The 22,446-nt window shown below is 27.3% G+C and carries 20 protein-coding genes; all 20 read right to left on the bottom strand.

Annotated features, from left to right (window positions below):
- Positions 1-59: 59 nt before the first annotated feature.
- Positions 60-932, bottom strand: coding sequence for an AraC family transcriptional regulator (locus tag IC175_RS12710; protein WP_227836226.1), 873 nt, complete (start codon positions 930-932; stop codon positions 60-62).
- Between the two features lie 340 nt (positions 933-1,272).
- Entirely contained in the window at positions 1,273-2,142 is an 870-nt protein-coding gene (locus IC175_RS12705) for a nitroreductase family protein (protein ID WP_227851593.1), read from the bottom strand.
- A gap of 508 nt (positions 2,143-2,650) precedes the next feature.
- Complete coding sequence (locus IC175_RS12700; RefSeq protein WP_227482178.1) at positions 2,651-2,872, bottom strand: hypothetical protein; 222 nt, start codon at positions 2,870-2,872, stop codon at positions 2,651-2,653.
- A 505-nt stretch (positions 2,873-3,377) separates the two neighbouring features.
- Positions 3,378-4,358 (bottom strand): SPASM domain-containing protein, encoded by a 981-nt coding sequence (locus IC175_RS12695; protein ID WP_227482177.1) that lies wholly within the window; start codon positions 4,356-4,358, stop codon positions 3,378-3,380.
- Positions 4,359-4,521: 163 nt separating this feature from the next.
- Positions 4,522-5,394 carry a metallophosphoesterase gene (locus IC175_RS12690; RefSeq protein ID WP_227434054.1) on the bottom strand — a complete coding sequence of 291 codons (873 nt, stop codon included), beginning with the start codon at positions 5,392-5,394 and terminating at the stop codon, positions 4,522-4,524.
- Between the two features lie 163 nt (positions 5,395-5,557).
- Positions 5,558-6,109, bottom strand: a complete 552-nt coding sequence (locus IC175_RS12685; protein WP_227434053.1) for a helix-turn-helix domain-containing protein — start codon at positions 6,107-6,109, stop codon at positions 5,558-5,560.
- 20 nt (positions 6,110-6,129) lie between these two features.
- Positions 6,130-7,032 (bottom strand): glycyl-radical enzyme activating protein, encoded by a 903-nt coding sequence (locus tag IC175_RS12680; RefSeq protein ID WP_227834677.1) that lies wholly within the window; start codon positions 7,030-7,032, stop codon positions 6,130-6,132.
- Positions 7,033-7,046: 14 nt separating this feature from the next.
- Positions 7,047-9,419 (bottom strand): glycyl radical protein, encoded by a 2,373-nt coding sequence (locus IC175_RS12675; RefSeq protein ID WP_227434051.1) that lies wholly within the window; start codon positions 9,417-9,419, stop codon positions 7,047-7,049.
- A gap of 189 nt (positions 9,420-9,608) precedes the next feature.
- On the bottom strand, positions 9,609-10,292 hold the full coding sequence (locus tag IC175_RS12670; protein WP_227851592.1) for a hypothetical protein: 684 nt from the start codon (positions 10,290-10,292) through the stop codon (positions 9,609-9,611).
- 254 nt (positions 10,293-10,546) lie between these two features.
- A complete protein-coding gene (locus tag IC175_RS12665; protein ID WP_227851591.1) occupies positions 10,547-11,929 on the bottom strand; it encodes a sensor histidine kinase in 1,383 nt (460 codons plus the stop codon).
- Complete coding sequence (locus IC175_RS12660) at positions 11,923-12,636, bottom strand: LytR/AlgR family response regulator transcription factor (protein WP_227434048.1); 714 nt, start codon at positions 12,634-12,636, stop codon at positions 11,923-11,925. The genes IC175_RS12665 and IC175_RS12660 overlap by 7 nt, the downstream gene beginning before the upstream one ends.
- A 183-nt stretch (positions 12,637-12,819) precedes the next feature.
- A complete protein-coding gene (locus IC175_RS12655; protein WP_413927251.1) occupies positions 12,820-13,401 on the bottom strand; it encodes an RNA-guided endonuclease InsQ/TnpB family protein in 582 nt (193 codons plus the stop codon).
- A 416-nt stretch (positions 13,402-13,817) separates the two neighbouring features.
- Positions 13,818-14,360 (bottom strand): DUF2812 domain-containing protein, encoded by a 543-nt coding sequence (locus IC175_RS12650; protein WP_227845688.1) that lies wholly within the window; start codon positions 14,358-14,360, stop codon positions 13,818-13,820.
- Between the two features lie 113 nt (positions 14,361-14,473).
- Positions 14,474-15,265 (bottom strand): zinc transporter ZupT, encoded by a 792-nt coding sequence (gene zupT / locus IC175_RS12645; RefSeq protein WP_413926946.1) that lies wholly within the window; start codon positions 15,263-15,265, stop codon positions 14,474-14,476.
- 162 nt (positions 15,266-15,427) lie between these two features.
- Positions 15,428-16,591 carry a M20 family metallopeptidase gene (locus IC175_RS12640; RefSeq protein WP_227834680.1) on the bottom strand — a complete coding sequence of 388 codons (1,164 nt, stop codon included), beginning with the start codon at positions 16,589-16,591 and terminating at the stop codon, positions 15,428-15,430.
- Between the two features lie 63 nt (positions 16,592-16,654).
- A complete protein-coding gene (locus IC175_RS12635) occupies positions 16,655-17,842 on the bottom strand; it encodes a hypothetical protein (protein WP_227834681.1) in 1,188 nt (395 codons plus the stop codon).
- Between the two features lie 336 nt (positions 17,843-18,178).
- The gene (locus IC175_RS12630; protein ID WP_227434043.1) at positions 18,179-19,879 is read right to left on the bottom strand and encodes an ABC transporter ATP-binding protein; all 1,701 of its coding nucleotides are present in this window, start codon (positions 19,877-19,879) and stop codon (positions 18,179-18,181) included.
- 248 nt (positions 19,880-20,127) lie between these two features.
- The gene (locus tag IC175_RS12625) at positions 20,128-20,403 is read right to left on the bottom strand and encodes a PTS sugar transporter subunit IIB (protein ID WP_227434042.1); all 276 of its coding nucleotides are present in this window, start codon (positions 20,401-20,403) and stop codon (positions 20,128-20,130) included.
- A 128-nt stretch (positions 20,404-20,531) separates the two neighbouring features.
- Positions 20,532-21,065 carry a molybdopterin-guanine dinucleotide biosynthesis protein B gene (gene mobB, locus IC175_RS12620; RefSeq protein ID WP_227434041.1) on the bottom strand — a complete coding sequence of 178 codons (534 nt, stop codon included), beginning with the start codon at positions 21,063-21,065 and terminating at the stop codon, positions 20,532-20,534.
- Between the two features lie 23 nt (positions 21,066-21,088).
- Entirely contained in the window at positions 21,089-22,270 is a 1,182-nt protein-coding gene (locus IC175_RS12615; RefSeq protein WP_227434040.1) for a molybdopterin molybdotransferase MoeA, read from the bottom strand.
- Positions 22,271-22,446: the final 176 nt, after the last annotated feature.

The raw sequence follows: 22,446 nt of genomic DNA, 5'->3' as shown, positions 1-22,446 counted from the left end.
TTATCAAAAAAAATAACAGACCATTTCCAGTCTGTAATTTTAAAGGTTTATATTGTTCGTTAATTTTGGGATTGTTTCTTAATCGGAATCCAAACTTCTGTTGTATAATCAGGAGCATTAATATCACCATTAGGATAAAGTTCAATATCTGGTACATTAGCATATACATATCCAGAGCTTGGTAACCATTCAGTAATAATTCTTTTTTGTAATTCTTGTATTGCCAAAGCATTTGGCATTGGGGAAATACATTCAAATACTGCCCATGTACCTGATGGTATAAAGTATTCATAAGTATTTTCTACTATAGGATTATCCGTTGAGACAGCAATGTAATAATCTAAGCCTTTACTATCTGTACATACACTAACTCCAAGCAACCCATGAGGTTCGTTATTTATTAACTCTGAAATCTTATCAATTGTTCCATTTTTTATGGATTTATCCCACAATTTAGGAACTTTATCAAAACACTCTTCTACAATCATATTCATACTTTCTTTTATACCAACAATACGGAATCCTTTCTTTTCTACAATACGATACTGCATTTCTAAGTTCCCTTTTACATAAATAGTTAATGTCATCTTGGGATATGCTTTTAAAACAACACCTTTTGCTCTAGCAGCAGACGGAGAAATACTATGTATGTTTTGAAAAGCCCTATTAAAAGATGTAGGTGAATCATAACCATATTTCTCAGACAGCTCTAAAATTTTAATATTACTATTTTGTAGTTCAAATGCTGCCTTAGTCATACGTCTACGTCTAATATATTCAGACAAAGGTACTTCTGCAATATATGAGAACATTCTTTGAAAATGGAAGGTTGAACAACATGCAATTTTTGCTGCTTCTGCATAATCCACTCCACTTTCAAGATTGTCTTCAATATAAGTAATAGCTTGATTTAATTTATTTATCCATTCCATTTAACATTCCCTCCAAGCAAATTATACAGTTTAATAAAATAATATACCTCTCAATCTATGCACAAAATTGTAAGATTTAAAATACTATTTCAACAATAGATACAGATTCAGTTTAAAGTATAACATTTACTCATTTAGCTATCAATTTTATATTGGCTTTATATCAAGTCCAATAATTTACATTAATAATCCTCTTTTACATAAAATTTATCAACTAATAATGCTGAAATTAGATTATACAACTATACAACAAAAGAGTTCAATGACATTATTCCATATAATGCATTAAACTCTTTATAGAAATTAATTTAAGTAAAACTAAATTAAATATTAAACTGTTTTATATATTACAATATCCAACTATTTTATAGTCTTCTGGTATTTTATAATCTTTGTCTGGAGTACCTAAATTCCATTTTAACTCAAACATAGTTGCACTTATTATTGTTGCAAAATAAAGCATAACTATACCAACATCTATTTTTTCTTCATACAAATTAGTATGACCATCTTTTCTAACTGCTAAAACTACAACTCCTCCATCAACTATAAATCTCCATGGTTGTCTATTTAATGTAGATGGAGCTAATCTTGCATAATGGAATGCATCAAGAAGCGCTCTCTCTTCTAATATATTTGTATTTGCATTATTTCCCCACTCATCCATATAAACTACTTCTTCTACACCTAAACGAGAAGAACTATTGTCTGAAACAACTTGCATATCAGATTTTGAATAATTATCACCAGTCTTTGTAGCATTTAGTACTTTAGTATTGCTTGCATTTTCTCCATATCCAATGGCAATAATTCCTGTTATCTCTTTGTCTGAGTAAATTCCAAGTTTATCTAATACCTTTTTACTATCCTCAAAAGTAACCCAACAAGAACCTATTCCAAGGTCTGTTACCTTAAAAATTATATTTTCTCCTATGTATCCTGAATTTTCGATGTAATTATCTTTTACTTCAGATAATATTATAATATAACTTGGAGCATCTATCATGTTTCCTTTATATCCTGCTATTTTATCTAAATTGTCAAAAACTTCACTTCTATTCATTACTCTTATATCAACGTCTATCTCTGGAACTAGTTTCTTACAAGATTCTGAGTATTTCTTAATCTCACTAAGATACTCTTTTTTAATATCTGTCTTTTTATATTCTCTAACAGACTTTCTATTTAATATGATTGTTTTATAATTCATAATTTTATCCTCCCCAAACTAGTATATTATTAATTATATACCCATTAATGTGATATTTTACGCATTTGCTTAATAAATAATAATTACAATTTTGTAATTATTATTTATTAATAATATTCCACTTTTACATTCATAATGACCAGTTGTGCAAAATCCATTGCCAACCTTCAAATAAAAACATATTATAAAGATAATATAAAATAAACAAACAAACAAATCTTAACAAAAAATTAAACTTTTTTTACACGAAAGAAGGCTTCCCGTTGCCTTCTTTATTTTTTATAAAAAAATAGACTGCTTCTAAAATGATTTTACATTTTTGAAACAGCCAAAGTATTTTATAATGACAACTATATTTGAGGATGTGAGGGAGAGTTGCCATTATAAATTTAGGGTAATTATATTATGTTTTAAGCTAGTTCTTTCTATATTTCTATAATACATTACATATATGAATTTTATATGATATTTGTATAAACAACATATGAAATTATATATTTTAATTATATTAAATCTTATTATTACATCTACTGCAACAATACTCATAGGTCTCTACATTATTTGGAATATTTACAAATACAAATTCTTTACAGTTGTCGCAATACTTTAATATAGATATAGTTCCACAAGTGTAACATTCAAATGTCACACACTCCTCACACTCTTCTATTACTTCAAATTTTTTACTATGTTCACCACACTCTGGGCACTTGCGATTATTTACATTCATAAATACTCCTCCTTATTAGTATAGTTAAAAACATGTCAAAAACTTAATCAAATGTATTTTATATTACTTATTATATATTCTATAATAAATCATATTCCTAGATAATAAAACAAATTAAATAAAAAAAAACCATAAATTTTAAATTTATGGATTAATTCTTGTAATGATAACTCTATTTGAGGATGTGAGGGAGGGTTATCATTACAATAGGGTATTATATTATGGTTTTTAAGCTAGTCTTTCTATACTCTATATAATACATCTGTTATATGAATTTTATATGATTTTTACATAAATATTTTATGAAGTTTAAATTTTTTGACTAATTTTGTATCTGTAAAAAGTTCTCTAAAAATCCATAACATCATAAAAATCCAACATTTAAGTAAAACATCATAAAAAAATTTGTTCAATAATCTTAACAAGTTACATCACCTCATTAACGATTATTAACACAAAACTAAACAATCAATCATAAATTATTCCTAAAACTTAATTTTGATAATTATTGATATACAATCTCTTGATTATCAATCTTATTTTGCATTTCTAATAAAATTTCTTCAACTGAATTGTCAAATATATTGCCTAAATAGACTCTTTTTTCTTTTTGAATGGAATAAGATTTTACACTGCCATCAGAAGAAATATATACATGGCTCCATTCTGCACCATATTTTGAAAATCTTTCTCTTATATCTTTAAACCTCATATCTTCTATTTTTATTGCTCTTCCTCTAGCTCCCCTTACTACTGTATGCCCTCTTTTTATCAAACTAGTTATTTTTATATCTTCTTTTAATTTAACATGTATGTTATCATTCTCTGAATATACATTCCATATTACTTTATGACGATAATCATCTAATTCTCTTATCAAACTTCTTTCAATAGTAAAACTATCTTTAGTTACTATAATTAAATCAAAATGGTCTAACATATATTGAAATACTTCTTTCATATCTTTGTTTTTTAGAATACCTTCACCAATAACTTCTATAAACCTACACCCTTTTTCATACATACACTTTAATAAACTTATAACTTCAGAAAAATATTGAACCCTATTGTCATTACCATCTATCTCTATTGTAAAGTATAAAGGTGTAAGATATACTTTATTTCCTGTTATCTCAAAAACACTTGATAATGTTTGTTCCTCATCTTCAAAGGTTAAATATTCATTATCATAAAACATAAAAAATTCCATAACCTTATCTCTCATGTCAGGGATATTTCTATATCTGTTGGATAATATATCTAATATATCTTTAGTAGTATTTTTCCCATCACATTCTGCTAGTACAACAACTTGCTTCCAACTTAAACTATCCACACTTCCTATACTTTTTTCATATCCATTTGCCTCATCATAAATAGGTCCAATTATGATATTTTCTTTTGGCCACATATGAACTCTAGTTCCATCTTTTAATTTCGGATATTTGTTTTTTACAGATTCATAAAATCTAATTATATCACCCATGATTTTTAACTACCCCCTATATTTTAAATATTACATGCTAAAAATAACAATTTATTTACATTAATTAAATAATTATTAAAAATTAATAATTGTATCTATTTAATAGGGTTTTACACCAATTTTATATATATGTCATTGATGTTTATATACACAAAAAACCTTATTAATTAGACTTTAATGTAATTCTTACTACTTCTGGTTTACAATTAAGTCTAATAAGAACTTTTGAACCTCCTAAGCCTTTATTTAAAACCATAGTGCTACTACCTTTTTCATATTTTCCCCAATCATACTTAGGAAAAAACTCTCTATTTGGAGATAGTACACCTCCAATAAAAGGTATTCTTATTATACCACCATGAACATGACCAGCCAGAACTAAATCAGCTCCCCATTTTACATATTTTTCAAAGAAAAATGGTGTATGAGCTAAAAGTATATTATACTCATTTTCGTTTATTTTACCTAACTTATCTTGTACAAAACTGTCACGCAATTCTAACTTTTTATTATTAGCAAAAAAATATGGATAGCATTCCAATGGTATGATTAAACCATATAGATTAATATAACTATCTCCTTTATATATTCTTACAGATTCATTTTCCATATTTATTATTTTTTTTGAATACAATTCCTTAAAATAATCCCTATATAGATGTTTGTATTTTTTTATTAAAGATTTTTGTTCATGATTTCCAATTATATGGTACACTTCATATTTTTTTACTAAATTATCAATTAAATCTAATGCAATTTGAAAATTTTTATTTTCTCCATCAACTAAGTCTCCTGTTATAAATATAACATCTGGATTTAAGGATTCAATTTTATCTATCAATGTTTTATTATTGTTTTTATCAAATACCTTATTATGTAAATCACTTACTTGAACTATTTTAAAATCATTAAATTCTTTTGGAATTTTTTCATTAAATATGGTATATTCTGTTGTTTCTATATGTTGAGTCTCATACTTATACAGAATATATAAGATTGCTAATACTAATACTGTCAATATAACTTTCATAATCATATATTCTTCCTTTTTATTATATTTTATTAATATTATTATAATGCTTTTATGTTTATTTTAAAACAATAATGTTAGTACATGCATACAAATCTTTTCGACATTATAAAAATAAGTTATCCATTTTGGTAATAAATATTTATTCCCAAAATAGATAACTATAAAATTATCTATAAACTTCTATATTATGAAATACAGTTCTTCCGTTATTTAAATTTTTATATAAATGTTCTAGTGTTCCATCAAATCTAATTGAATGTCCAGACTCTAAAATATAAGTTTTTCCATCTACATTAAGTTCAAGTTTACCTTCTATTACAAGTACATACTCTTCCAGAACATGACTATGTGTAGATGAAACATGAGTACAATTTGCTTCAAGCTCAATTATAAAAAGTTCAAACCTCCTTTGAGGGCTAAAAGGATATATAGGATACAACTTCATATTGCCTTGTTGTTCAATAATAGGTTCTACATCCTCTTTTTTTATAACCTCATAAGTGTTTGTATTTTCATTTAACAGTGTCGTAAAGTTTATTTTGAATCCAGATGAAATTTTCCATAAGGTAGATACAGTGGGGCTAGATTCACCTCTTTCAATCTGCCCCAGCATTGCTTTACTAACTCCTGTCATCTTTGAAGCTTTATCTAAACTTATACCCATATCTTGTCTTAATAACCTTAAGTTTTCTCCTACATTAGGAAATTTATTATCCATGTTAAAATCCTCCTGATAGCCTATTTGTATTCTATGATTTTTACTCCTGTAAGCTCTACTATCTCTTTTAATTTTAACATATGGCTATTGCAAATTTCATCAAATTCATACATATAATCTTCAAGCCCTAATGCTTTATATTTATCAAGTCCAAATTTATGATATGGAAGTAATTCCATCTTTCCACCTAAAACATTTTGCTTTACAAATAATGCAGTGTTTCTTATATTTTCTTCACTATCATTCACTCCAGAAATAATTGGTACTCTTATAACCATAGATTTGTTTAATTTTGAAAGTCTACATATATTTTCTAATATTATCTCGTTACTTACTCCTGTATATGCTCTGTGAACATTATCATCCATAGATTTTATATCTACAAATATATGGTCTATTTTTTCAAAGACATCCTTCACTTTATCCCACTCAAAATATCCACAAGTCTCAATTGCTATGTTTATACCTTTATTATAAAAAGCATCAACTAATTCTCTTAAAAATTCAATTTGAAGTGTGGGTTCTCCTCCAGAAAAAGTTACTCCTCCGTTAGACTCAAAGAAAAATATAAAATCTTTTTCAACTTCCTTTACAATCTCTTCAACAGTCATTTCTTCAGTCATTATACAGATAGCATCATTAAGACATGTTTTAACACATTTTCCACACAAATCACACTTATCATTTATTTGACTTCTGTCAAATAATGAACTTATATTTTGAGGACAAACATCTGTACACCTATTACAAGATATACACTTATCCTTCATGACTCCTAGCTTTAATATATTGCTCCATGAATCTGGATTAGAACACCACTTACATTTTAATTTGCATCCTTCTAAAAATATAGTAGTCCTTATTCCATCACCATCATTTACTGAAAAATGTTGTACCTTTACAACTTTACCTTTTTTACTCATAATCTACCTCATAATTAAAATTTACTGTGTGAGTTTCTGGCTATTATAGCATCTTGCATCTCTCTTGATAAATTAACAAATTGAGTACTATATCCAGCAACTCTAACTAATAAATCTTTATATTCTTCTGGATTTTCTTGAGCTTTTAATAAGACATCATTTGATATTGTATTAAATTGTACGTGGAATCCACCTAGTGCAAAATATGATTTTACCATAGAAGTTAGATTTCTAAGCCCTCTTTCTGTTTCAACCAAATCTTGATTAAATCTCAAATTTAGAAGTGTTCCTCCAGTGTGAACATCATGATTTATTTTTGATGCAGATTTCATAGCTGCCAATGGACTTGTTGTATCAGTTCCAACAAATGGAGAAACTCCTTCTGTCAAAGGTTTTGTAGCTTTTCTTCCACATGGAGTTGCACCTACTATTTTTCCAGTTGGAACATAGTTTGATATACCCATAAATGCACTATTAAATTTAGAACCAAAAATATCCTTATATTTTCTAGTTTCACTGTAATAAAAATCAGAAACTTCAATAGCCAATGAATCTACATAATCATTGTCATTTCCATATTTAGGAACATCTAAGGCAAGTTTTCTTAATTCTTCATAGCCTTCCCAGTCATTATTTAATGCTTTTGTTAACTCTTCTAATGTAGTCACCTTATCTTCAAATACTAATTTTTTTATAGCTGCCAATGAGTTTGAAACTACACCTAGACCTATGCCTGTTAAAACAGGTCCTATATTGTATTTTGCCCCACCTTTACTTAAATCAATACCTTTATCCAAACAACCATCTACACAGGTAGATAAAAATGGTCTTGGTACTATTTCTTTATGAATTTGTTGAGCAACAGTAGTTCCTATAACAGAATTCTTGATAAGATATGCTAGTTGCTTTAAAAACTCTTCTTTAACTTCTTCAAAAGATGCAAATTCATTGATATTTTTTACATCTAACCCCATTTTTTCTCCAGTTAATCTACTCTTCCCTTCATTCATAGCATATTCTAGTGCTGCTGCAAAATTAATATTTACTGCTGAAGTCCATTGACCTGTCTTTCTAAAGTGAGGAACTACACAACCACAATTGCTCCAATCTCTTGCATCTTCTGCATCATATCCATCTTGAAGTAACATTTGTGCCCCTGCACTATCACTGTGTATAGCAGGAAAACCAGTACCTTGTTTTACTAATTTCGCAACTGCCATAACAAAATCATCTGGTGCTCCCTGACTTATTCTAACACTTAAACCTGGTTGATGAGTTTTTACACTTTCTGTTGCCTTTAAACACATATATGAAATATCATTCGTTCCATCAGTTCCATTTCTCTTTTTGCCACCAACAGTAAGGTTTTGAAATTGGTTGTATCCTGCAAAATAATTTGCTGTATTTGCTGATATTGTCCATACCCACTCTGATAGCTTAATCCATAGAGCCTCTATCAACTCTTGAGCCTCTGATTTAGTTATATTTCCTTTTTTAGTATCTTTTTCATAATATGGATACATATATTGGTCAAATCTACCTAAGTTCAATGCTAATGGATTTTCAGATAAAACACCACCTAATTGCACAAACCATACAAATTGTATCGCTTCATAAAAACTAGTTGGAGGATTTGCTGGTACATTCTCACATACTTCTGATATTTTTATAAGTTCTAACTTTCTTTTTGAATCTTTCTCTGATTCACTCATTTCTTTTGCAAGTTTTGAATATCTATTTGCCAATGTCATGATACCATCTGCAACAATAGAAATAGACTTATAGAAATCTATTTTTTCAATATTTTCTGAAATTGATATATCTAATTCTTTTATCTTCTTATCTGCTTCTTTCTTTATCCCCTTATATCCTTTTACAAATAGTATATCTTGATAATCTGGAGTTACTTCCCCTACTGCCTGTCTCCACTTAGAATCATTATCTATTATTCCTGTATCTACCAATATCTTAGCTGTATCTTCTGGAATTCTTGCTAAAAAAACTTCTTCCAAAGATTTACCCTTCCAATATGGAAATATCTCTTTTCTTATAAATTCTATTTGCTCTTTTGATATGACATATGGGTCTTGAGTTCTTTCATCAAAAGTATCCATTTCCTTATCTACCCATTGCCAAGAAAATTCTGGTGTTAATATACCTGTTCTTCTAAATTTACCAGCTGTACCTACAATTAATTCATTCTCAAATATTTTTATAGGAAGTTCTTTGCATGCATCTAAAAAGGCTTTCGCTCTTCTTATACATATGGCTTCTCCCTCAGTCTTTTTATGTGATTCTGTAAAAATTCTAGCCCTTTCACAACATATCATAGGTTTAGAATTAACGTATTCTTGTCTAAATGCTTCTATTCTATCAGTTTGACTCATTTAAAATCCCCCTTTGGATAATATACATTAACTTTTGTATGTTATAACATACTTTAATTATATTATACTGTCCTTTAACATAAAATGGCAACCACAAATAATATATTTTTGAATAAAAAACATTACTAAAGATAAATATGAATTTTATTTTATAATTTATTTCTAACCTGTCATAATTTATTTATTACATTAATGACTTGAAATATCAAATTCATATTCTAAACTCAATTTTAGTACTTTAGTAGATTTTTTAACTTTGTTAACTTCAACATGTATATCATTCATATAGGGAAGTTCTACAGAGCCTACACCTTCATTAAATATTTTTATAACTTTATCTGAAAAATCTTTCTCAGTTAAATCAGTATTAGTTAATGACTTAAATATGTTGTACATAAATTTAATATATTTATCACTTTCAGCTAACTTTTTATTCTCAGGATATTCTTTAGCACAGAGAATATCTACTACTGATTTTCCTTTTTTGTTATCTTCAGACATAGAGTAAAATAAACTTCTAATATCTTTTTCAGGTGGCTTTTCAAATCCATTTATAGAAACTACAAAACTTCCATCTGAATTTGAATTAACTACCTTATAACCACTATCCGTTATAGCCTTTGAAAATTTTTGAGATAAATCTTTTTTAACTTCTTCCAATCCTTCTACAGTACTAGCTTTTTTTGAGTAATCCTCAAATAATTTAATAGAGTCATTTTTTTTAGCTTCAATTGAGTTGTTTGATGAATTTTCACTAGCTTGCTCTGAGTTATTTAAATCTTCATTGGATACAGTTGTTGTGCATCCTACCATTAAGCTTGAACTTATACTTAAAATTACTATCATAGCTAAAATATATTTTTTCGCCTTCATATATATTTTCCTCCATTGTATTTCTACTTTTCAAGTTTTTATTAATTACATCCTGTATTACAATATCTTGTATTTTTATTATTTTTATGGTTAGTTTTTCAATATATATCACCTTTCTTTGTAACTAATTCTTATAATTAAGATTAGTAAAATTATAAATTTCTTTATGCTTAAAAATAAGGATGTTATCTTTTATTATTAAAAAGATAACATCCTTATTTTTAAGTATCAATATAGATGCCCCAACTAGTAACTTAATCGACCCAACTGTCAGCATCTTGATTCAATGGTATGCATATATTTAGTATAAATTTGTCTTTCTGATTTTCAAATAATAATTCTCCATTATACTCTTGTAAAGACGATTTAATACTTTGAATTCCTATTCCATGTACAAATTTATCCATCTTATCTGTTAACAGTATATTTTTATTAGAAATAATATTATTTGCTTTACTATTCTCACATTTAAGTACAAAAAATGATTTTGTTATAGTTCCTTTAATTCTAATATATCTATCAATATTTTCATCTGATATTTTCTCACATGCTTCTATTGCATTATCTAAAATATTGGCAAATATACTTGACACATCTATGGGTTTTATAAAATCAACTTTTGAAAAGTTTATGTCACAAATAAATTTAATTCCCTTTTTGACAGATATTTCACTCTTCTCATTGATTATAATGTCTAATATCATGTTTCCTGTATTATAAATAGATTTGAACTCTCTAATTTCATCTTTTAAATTATTTATATATTCATTAATTTCTTTGCCATCATTTTTAAGATTATCTATACAGCAAATATGATTGTTTATGTCATGATAAAGCTTCTTAACCCTCATATGAGATTCTTGAATACTTAAATAATGAGCATATTGCATATCTAACTTATTTTTTATTAATTCATTCTGAGATTTTAATTTATTATCTTTTATTATTTGCCTAAACAATAATATAAGAACAATGGTGCTAGCTCCTATTATCTTTGGATTTACAAAATTCTCAAAATAATATGGTTCTGAATGTAACCATCTAAACCGTTCTAATATTCTTGATATATAGACTCCAATTATATTCATGGTGTTAGCCATTAGAGCAAATAACAAATATACATAATTCCTTTTATCTTGGCTAAGCAATTTAAATCGATTATACAGAAAACTAAGTATCATATATACAAATATAATAAGTAGATTACTGTATATGTAAACCTTTATATTATCAGAATCAGATGCCAAAAGCCACTCTTTAGATGAAACAAAATTACCTGTAACTACAAAAAATAAAATTCTATCTACAACATCTTTAAAACAATCATAATAAATATTAAATAGGAAAAAGAAAATTATAAATTTAATATATCCTATGTTGTAAAAATAATTATAATATATCGCCCATACAATAAATACTACAACATCAATCAAATAGTACATATTATTAATATAATTTTCTTCTATATTAAATAATCTAGTTATTTTAACTATAATATAAATTAATCCCAATAAAGTATAAAATACTATTTGTTTGTCTTTTTTATTATCTTCTTTATAAATTAATATCCTTTTCAGAATAATAAATCGTACACATATAGATACAATTAATAATAAATCAGACATAAAATTTAACATATTGTATCACCAAGAAATTTCAAAAATTTTTCCTTAACCTCTTTATATCTATATCTACTAATAGGTACTTCTTCTCCACTTTCTAAAATAGCAATATTGGGCTTTATATTTTCTACATAACTTAGATTAACTATAAAGCTTTTATGACATCTTACAAATTTATCTAGTTTTAAATCTTTTTCTATTTTTCCTAGACTATACTTTACTCCAAAACCCTTATTTATTGTGTGTATTAACATATCTTTTTTTTGAATTTCTATATATTTTATTTCATTTAAATAAATCTTGTATGTATTAGACTTGTTCTTTATTACAATGTAATTACTTTTATTTGTTTCAATATCTTTAATACAAGTTAATATATGTTTTTTTAATTCTTCTAATTCTATGGGTTTTAACAAATATCTATAAGCTCTTACTTCATATCCTTCTTGCACATAATCTATTAAAGAGGTTATAAATATTATCTCCATTTTATTATCTACTTCTCTAATCTTTCTTGCAGTATCCATTCCATTCATTTGCTCCATTAGTATATCAAGAAGCAGTATATCTATATCTTTTAAACTCACTTTGAGTAAATCTTCTCCAGAACTATATTTTTGTATTTCATACTCTACATTAATAATTTTTAATATATTATAAAGATATTCTTCTATTAAACATTGTGTTTCTTTTTCATCTTCACAAATTGCTATCCTAATCATAAGTTCCTGCTACTCAAAATATGGTCAAATATATCCATATAGAGATTTTTCCTTCTTCACTGAACCTCGCCTTACCTAAGCGACTACGATTTTGTATAGTTCTCCAAAGGCTTAAATTCCGAAGTTAGCCCTCCGTACATATATAAGCACTCTTGAACCACGTGTGTGCGAATCAATTTGATTTTAAGCTAACTTATATTTTTTAGTATTTTTAAGATTAATACTTGCATTTAAATCCCTATCTATAGATAATCCACATTCACATTTGTAAACTCTATCTTTGAGTTTTAAGTTTCTTTTAATCTCTCCACACTTACTACAAGTCTTTGATGATGGATAAAATCTATCTGCAACTCTAAGTTCTATGCAATTATCCTTACATTTAGATGTTAGTTTGGTTCTAAATCCATAGAGTTTTTGACTCACAATAGCTTTTGATAAATGCTTATTTTTCATAAAGTTAGAAACAGCTAAATCTTCAATTACTATATAAGATGGCTTGTTTTTCGCTATCTCGCTTATAGTTTTATTTATATAATCAGTTCTTATATTAGCTAATCTTTGATGAAGTTTTTGTACTTTGACTACTTGTTTTTGAATATTTTGACTAGTAGCTCTCCCTTCTTCTATTTTATTTCTTATTTTTAAACTTTCATATTTCCTTGAAAGTTTTATCTGTTCTCTTTTTAACTTCTTTTCAACTTCCTCATCCTCTCTAATCTTTTTCTTGTATTTTCTTAATCCATATATGCTACAACTAATCATCTATTATCATTCCTTTAGCACTAGCATTACTGTCTGAGAAATTCAACCTGATTTTTAAATCATCTTTTTGATTAGAAGTTGAAACCCTTGTATAAATGTTTATAGTGTTTACTCATACAATCACACTTTTCTGTGATTGTATTATACTATATTTGATTATATTTAAATATATTTTTATTTTCTAATTACAACGCCTTATACACTTTCTTATTACACACTATTGAAATTTTTTAATTGATATATTTAAATGTGATTTTAAATATCCGATACCTTAGAATAACATTTTTAAATTATTCTTATCAATACTCAAGATTTAAATAAAATCTAAAAGGTTATAACTGATACAAATATATATAAAGAATAACATTTATTGATAAAAAAAGTGTCTCAAAGTCATTTTGAGACACTCTCCATCTTTATTTAGTTAATTTTTTAATCCTTAAGTAATACATTATTCTTCTATATAATTGTACCAAATACAAAATTAATAACATAATTTGCAATGCGATAGTACAAATATCTACTCCATAACCATTAAATAAATTTCTTATTTCAGTGAACAATAAATATATAAAAATAACTACTAAAATAGTAAATAAAAATACATTCATGAATAAAATTGATTTTACTTTATCTTTTTTATCCAAATCACTATATAATTTAGGAGGTACATCTTCATATGTTTTACTCCATACATACCATGAAGATGTACCTATAAAACTACCAATGCTTCTAAATATAAGATTCCACCCTCTATACTTATGTTTATTAAAATAATCTTCCTCAGCATCATAATAATAATCAATGGCATATTTTATTTTTCTTGGAGTTCCTTTATAAAAATAAAATATTCCTCCAAATTTACTTATCTTATATAAGTTATATCCTTGTTCTTCCATATCTTCTAACCATTCTTCTATCCTATCAGGTGAACTATACCAATCAAATTTAAACTTCATTTTCTTTTCTATAAAATTCACCTCCAAAATGATATTTTTGACATATGATAATCTGTTTTAATAATTATATCATTTTGATATTAATTTTAGGTTACAATTGGATATCTAAAAATCTATTTAAATAGCAATAAACTAATAGCCATAACAACCATTCCTGCAATTAATCCGTAAATTGATAGATGATGCTCACCATATTCTCTAGCTGATGGTAATAGTTCATCAAGTGATATAAATACCATAATACCTCCCACAAGAGCAAACACAATTCCAAGTGTAGTGTCATTTAGAAAATTTCTAAGAAGTACATACCCAATAATGGCCCCTAAAGGTTCTGACATTCCAGATAAAAAAGAATAATAGAAAGCTTTCTTTTTATCTCCTGTAGCGTAATACACTGGTACAGATACAGATATTCCTTCTGGTATATTGTGTATAGCTATTGCTATTGCTATTGGTATCGCTATTGTAGCATCATCAAGCGCCGATATAAATGTAGCTAACCCTTCTGGAAAATTATGAATTGCTATAGCCATTGCTGTAAATATCCCAGTTCTTAAGAGAGATTTATTTTTTTGTATATTTTTTTCATCCAAATTTTCCATTTTCTTTATCTCATGAGGATTTTCTTCTTGAGGAATTAACTTATCAATAATTGCAATGATAGCCATTCCTGCAAAAAAAGCTATTACAGTTGACCAGTTTCCTAATTTTTCTCCCATAGACTTTGTTAGAGCTTCTTGTGCCTTAGGAAATATTTCTATCATAGATACATAAATCATAACACCAGCAGAAAATCCTAAACTTACAGAAAGAAATTTAGTATTGGTCTTTTTAGCAAAAAACGCTATACAACTTCCTATTCCAGTAGACAAACCTGCAAACAAAGTTATTAAAAACGCAAACATTATATTACTCAATTAAATCACCTTCTTATTAATTGATATTGATTATCATTTTCTTTTATAGTATCATATCTTTTTTTTATAGTCAATATTTATAGTAATTATAGACAATAAAAAAGCAGAGTATAAACTTAATCTCTGCTTTTTCTTTATAGTATATTAAATTTATTTATTTAAAAAGTCTACTGCATATTGAACATATAAGGCAGTTCCAATCTCTAAAGCATCCTCATCTATATTAAAACACCCATGATGATGAGGATAACAAGCTCCTTTAGCTTCATTTCTAGCCCCTACAAATGCCAATGCACCAGGTGCAATATTCATAAACTCAGCAAAATCCTCTGCTCCTGTTACTTTTTCAAATAGTGCTATACTTTCTTTTCCAAATAGCTTAATTACTGCTTCTGTAGCTATCTTTGAACATTCCCTGTCATTTATAACAGCTGGTGTTAAATATCCATACTCTAACTCAGCCTCTGCTCTATATGCTTCTGCTGTAGATTTTGCTATACGTTCTAAAATCGTAGGAATTTGTTTTCTAAGTTCTGGATTAAATAATCTTATTGTACCTTCTAGAACAGCTTCACTTGCTATTACATTAAATCTTGTTCCAGAATTTAAAATTCCAACACTTACAACTAGCGGCTCTAAAGGACTGACTTCTCTACTAACCATGGATTGTAAGTTCATAACTAATGCAGAACTTGCAAGTACCGCATCAACACCTTGATGAGGAAGTGAACCATGACCACCCTTACCTTTTACAGTAATTTTGAAGAAATCAGCAGAAGCCATTCTTGGACCTTCTTCAACTGACACAGTCCCACACTCTACATCACTCCAAAGATGAATTCCAAATACACCATCTACACCTTCCATAGCACCATCTTTAATCATAGCTCTTGCACCTTTACCTACTTCTTCTCCTGGTTGAAAAAATAATTTCACAGTTCCATTAATATCATTTTTAATATCATTCAAAACCTTAGCTGCTCCTAAAAGCATTGATGTGTGACCATCATGTGCACAAGCATGCATAAGCCCCTCATTTTTTGATTTGTATTCTACTTCTGTACACTCAACAACTTGAAGTGCATCCATATCTCCTCTAAGTGCTACAGTTTTTCCTGGATTATTTCCTTTTATAGTTGCGACTACACCTGTCCCTCCAGATGATACATATGGTACTCCTATTTTATCAAGCTCTTCTTTAATTCTCTTTGATGTTCTAAATTCTTCCATACTTTTTTCAGGATTTTCATGAAATTCCCTTCTAAGTTTGATTACATAATCTTTATATCCATTTGTTATTTCTTTAATATTCATTCCAGACCTCCAAGTGTAACATATTCTTCTTATTTTTTAAATGCCTTATTTATTAATTAAAGTTTATATAAGATTTACAAAAATACCTGCTATTACTACAGAAGCTATTGTTACTGTAGTAAATCCACCAACAAGCATCTTTGGAAGCATTTTATCCATCAGAAATTCTTTTTCTTCTGGAGTTTCAGCTAGAGCCTTTACTGCTTCTTCAGTTAATATATAATTTGGTGGGAAACCATAAAGTGCTGTAAGTGAAACTGAAAACGCCATTTCCTTACTTTCACCCAAAAATTTACCTACTATAATAGAGAATATTCCCATACCTATTACACCAAATATTATAATTCCTACAAGAGGAACAGCCATTTCAGCAAGCATTGCTGGTGTAGCTTTTGCTAATCCTGCAAATATAAAAGCCATCAATGATGTCATTAACCATCCAAATGAACCAGATTTATTAAGTGGCTTTCTGTCAACTATTCCAAGTTCTGATGCTATTACACCAAATATTAAACAGATAACATATCTTGATACAACTTCATTTGTAAGATTTGTAAATTGTACTGCTAACCATGCTACAAGTCCTAATCTAAGTATTATCATATATGTTGTGTCGTACTTTTCAGGTAAATCTGGAATTATCTTAAACTTACTCTTTTGTTCAGGTACTTTTTCAGTTTCTTCTTCAACTTTAGTTACAGTTACTTTTCCACTTCTAAAATCTGATAAAAGTCTTTTTCCTTCTTTTTTAAGCATCAATGCTGTGATAGGATAACCTGCAAATCCTTGTGCCACATACATTAAAATCGCTAAAACTGCCAAACTCGCAAGACCTTTTGCTGTAGCCGCATCTGCCATCATTATAGATGCAACTAATCCTCCTGTAAGAGGAGGTGTAGCGATTACAGCTGTATCCCATCCAAACACTAGAGTTCCTAATGCCAAAGCTCCTACACATATTCCTACTATTCCTGCTAACGCTATTACAATTGTTTTCCATTGACCTGCTAGCTCTTTAATACTCATCATAGTTCCCATATGAGTTATTAATAAAAGCATGCCTAATTGTGCTAATGGTGTCCCCAAAGCTGCTAAATCCACGATATTTTCTGGGAAAAAAGTCCAAAATCCTACTATAAATATAATTGCTGATACAAAAACTGATGGAACAAAAGCTTTAGTTTTTGCTGAAACTACATCTCCTATCGTCAGTGATACTAAAACTAGACAAAAAGCTGTTATTGCCTCCATACAAAATCCCCCCTCATAAATAAATATATTTGTATACAATGTATGTATAGTTATCCATTATTTTACTACTTTTGAAAAACATTTCAAGTCAAAATTCGATTTTTTTCATAAAATTCTATAAATTCTATAAATTAAAGTTAGTTTTCTAAATTATTCTTTTTGTAAAAACGTTATCCTGTAAATTGGCTATTTAACACTACTTTTATAAATAGAATTAAATATAATTTGCAAAAAATAAAACATAGAATACATTTTTCATAAAACATCTCATTAATATAAAATGAATTTGCTTTATGAATCTTAATATATTCTATGTTTATAAATTTAATGTATATGTTAGTTATTGTGTAATCTACTATATACTCCATTTTTATTTACTAACTCTTCATGAGTACCTCTTTCTTCAATTCCTTTATCTGTCAGTACTATGATTTCATCAGCATTTTTTATAGTAGTCAACCTATGTGCAACAACTAAATTTGTTCTATCTTTACTTAACTCTTCTAAGGACTCTTGAATTTCTCTTTCTGTTACATTATCTAAAGCGGAAGTAGCTTCATCCAATATTATTATTGGAGGATTCTTTAAAAAGATTCTTGAGATTGAAATTCTTTGTTTTTGTCCCCCAGATAATTTTACTCCTCTTTCTCCTATATAAGTATCATATCCATCTGGCAAAGTTTCTACGAAATCGTGTATTCTAGCTTTTTTTGCAGCCTCAATCATCTCTTCATCTGTAGCACTAGGATTTCCACAAAGAATATTATCTCTTATAGTTCCTGTAAATAAAAATACATCTTGTTGAACTATACCTATATTTTTTCTCAAAGATTTTAAACTTACATCCCTGATACTTTTTCCATCAATTTTTATATCACCTTTATCAAACTCATAAAATCTTGGCAATAAATTACACAATGTAGTCTTTCCTCCACCAGAAGGACCTACTAAAGCTATAGTTTTACCAGCTTCTATAGATAAACTTAGATTATCTAATACTTGGGTATCATCTTCATATGTAAAAGATATATTTTCTATCTCGATGTTACCTTTTACATGTTCAAGTTCAACAGGGTTTTTAGCTTCTTTTTGATGGTCCTGTTCCATTATCTCTATGAATCTTTTAAAACCTGTCATACCATTTTGATATTGTTCTGTAAAGTTTATCAATTTCTTCATAGGTTGTATAAACATCTTTACATATAATATATATGCAGCAAAATCACCTAAAGTAATTTTCCCAAGATAAGTAAAGTATCCACCAGCTATAACAACTACCCATTCCAAAATATCCATATATAAATTCATACCAGAATAATATTCTGCCATTACTTTATAAGAATCTTGTCGTGCTCTCCTAAATAATTTATTACTTCTTACAAACTTATTTAATTCTTCTTTTTCAGTACAAAAAGACTTAGTTACTTTCATTCCAGCTATGCTATTTTCTAAAGTTGCATTTACATCACCTATAGTAACTCTACTTTTCATAAAGGCTATATTCATCTTATCTTTTTTTGTTATAGCAAACCAAATTATAAATGGCAATATAGCAAAAATTATAAGAGTAAGAGGAATATTTATATCTATAAGTATAAAGAATGAACCAACTAGCATTACTATAGAAATGAATAAATCTTCAGGACCATGATGTGCAAGTTCTGTTATATCCATTAAATCATTTACTATTCTAGACATAGTTACACCAGATTTATTATTATCAAAATAAGTATTTGGAAGCCTCTGTAAGTGTGTAAATACCTCATTTCTCATATCAGCTTGCATATCTACACCAATGACATGTCCCCAATATTGCATAAAATAATTAAGCCCTGCTTTTGCTATAAATATAAGTATAAGTACAACTGCAAAAACTACTAGCATTCTTAAATTTTTATTTGGAACAATGTCATCCATTATATTTCTAGTTATCATAGGATAAACTAAATCACATAAAGAAAATAAGAACGCAGCTATAAGGTCTAATGTAAAGATTTTCTTATATGGTTTATAATATTTGACAAATTGTTTTATCATAAGTTTTAAATCCTCCTTTATCAATACGTCTAAAAAATACCCTTAAATTAGTATAACATAACACTAATTTTAAATCTTTTATAAAATTGCAATTCAAAAGAATATGTTTCATAAAATTGAATACTTATTTTATATAATCATATATTTAAAATACACCTAAAAAGAGCCATATCTATGTAAATAAAATTTTACAAGATACAACTCTATATTTAGTACTAAATATTTTTTATAACTGTAAACTCAAAAACTTATTTTAAAGCATCCAATATTTTCTTATCTAATGCAGCAGTATTTATACCTGTTATGTATGCTGTTGCTTTTATTGCAGGTATATCATAAGTTGTTGGCAATATAGTAGTAGATACTATCAAATCAGCACCTTCTTGTTTTGTTGCACATTCAGCAATTTTACATTGTATAACTTCTGCTTGTATGTTATTTTCTTTAACCAATCTTTCTACTTTGTCGCAAACTACTGTTGATGTTGCAATTCCTGCTCCACATGCTACTAATATTTTTTTCATATTATCCTCCTACGATTTCTATAATATTTTATAATTCAAAATACGATTTTTATAATTAAATAAATTTCTCATATCTTTGTTTATATATAAATAATTATACCATTTTATATCAAAATAATATCTTAAAATTATTCTTTTAATATGTTTTTTATTTCACTATCATTTAATTTTAAAGTATTATTTTTTATACAATATTCTATGTACTTTGATACATTTTTATAGTCATTCAAACTAAACTGCTTAATATTTAAATCATATTCTATGTCACTTATAATACCTATCAAATCAGATTTATTTGATAAAATATCCTTATACTTATCCTTTCTAGTTACCTCTAATCTTTTAAATCTATAATTTTTATATCCTTCTATAATAATCAAGTCCATGTCTTCATAAAACTTAATCATTTTATATAGTGGATTTTTATCTTTTAACTCTTCAATATATGCTAACCTCTTATTTGATATTATACAAACTTTCCTCGCACCTGATTTTCTATGTTTATAAGTATCTTTCCCTTCCTCATCTATCTCAAAATCATGGCATGTGTGTTTGATAACTCCAACATTATACCCTTCTTTACTTAATTCTCTTACTATACCTTCAATCAACGTAGTTTTACCTACTCCTGAATAAGAGACAATTGATAATACATTATACATAAAACCATATCCCCTTCATAAAACTATATAACAACAACATCTACTAATTGATTTTCTTTTATTATTTCTCTCTTTTTTATCTTAATCATGCAATTGCTTCTCAATGTTGCAGATAATCTAGCCTTGGCATCTTTTTTATCATTTAATGTAACATATAATTTACCTTCATCTGTATATAATTTTCCACTTACAAATCTATCGTTATTTGAGACTTTGTTAAATTCTCCTTTAAATATAGCTTTTATATAATGATTGCTGTCTTTATATGTTAAATACTCAATCACAGGAACAACTACATTATCAAATACCACAATTGCCGCATGTGGATTGCCAGAAAGCCCAAACAATATTTTTTCTCCCAATGTAGCTACATAACAAGCTCCTCCAGGTTTAATATTTATCTTCCAAAACAATTCTTTTGCTCCTATGTTTCTAAATACATCTGGTATTAAATCTTTATCTCCAACAGATACACCACCTGTAGTAATTAAAAAATCTACAGTTTCTAGCATATCCTTTACTTTTTTTTCTAATTCTTGTATATCATCAGTACAATTACATATTGTATCTGCTTGTATTCCAAGCTTTAAAAGCTTTGAATATAATGTATATCTATTGCTATCATATATTTTGCCATCCTCCAAAGTTTCATTTATATCTTGTAATTCTGTTCCTGTATTTAAAATACCAACTTTTAAATCATCATATACAGTTAATTTAGATATTCCAAGACTCGCTAATACTCCTATACCATCATACCCTATATTTTGATTTTTACTAATAATTAATTGACCTTTTTTTATATCCTCACCTTTAAATATATAATTGTCATATTCCTTTAGTTTTATATTTAAAGTTATCATGTCTTCTCTAGTTGTCACATCTTCTTTCTTTACTACACAGTTTGCTCCCTTTGGAATTTTTCCACCAGTCATTATCTTCACTGCTTCATTTTTATTTAATATACCATCAAACACTTCTCCTGCATATAATGTTCCTATAACCTTTAAATTTTTATTTTCAGAATTTGCATCATATGCATAACCATCATATGGTGACCTGTCAAATGGAGGACTATCAATTGTTGAATATATATCTTCTGCAACTACTTTATTTACTGCTTCTATAAGATTAACTCTCTTAATCCTACTTATTGGTATAACATTTTCTTCAATAATTTTTATGGCATCTGCTAATCCTATCATTTTAAATACACCCCAATATATTTTTTATTTAAAAACATTCTTAATGTAGTATAATTGTAAATTGCAATAAATCATTTTAGCTTATATTTAATTATAACTAATTGTTATCTATAATTGCAGTTTAAATTTAATAAATCTTATAAAATTATCATTAATTGTATTAATTTCAATTTTAT

The sequence above is a fragment of the Clostridioides sp. ES-S-0123-01 genome (genome assembly GCF_020658415.1).
Classification (GTDB): Bacteria; Bacillota; Clostridia; order Peptostreptococcales; family Peptostreptococcaceae; genus Clostridioides.
Note: the sequence above shows the minus strand (reverse complement) of the source record. Positions and strands in the feature narration are given on the sequence as shown.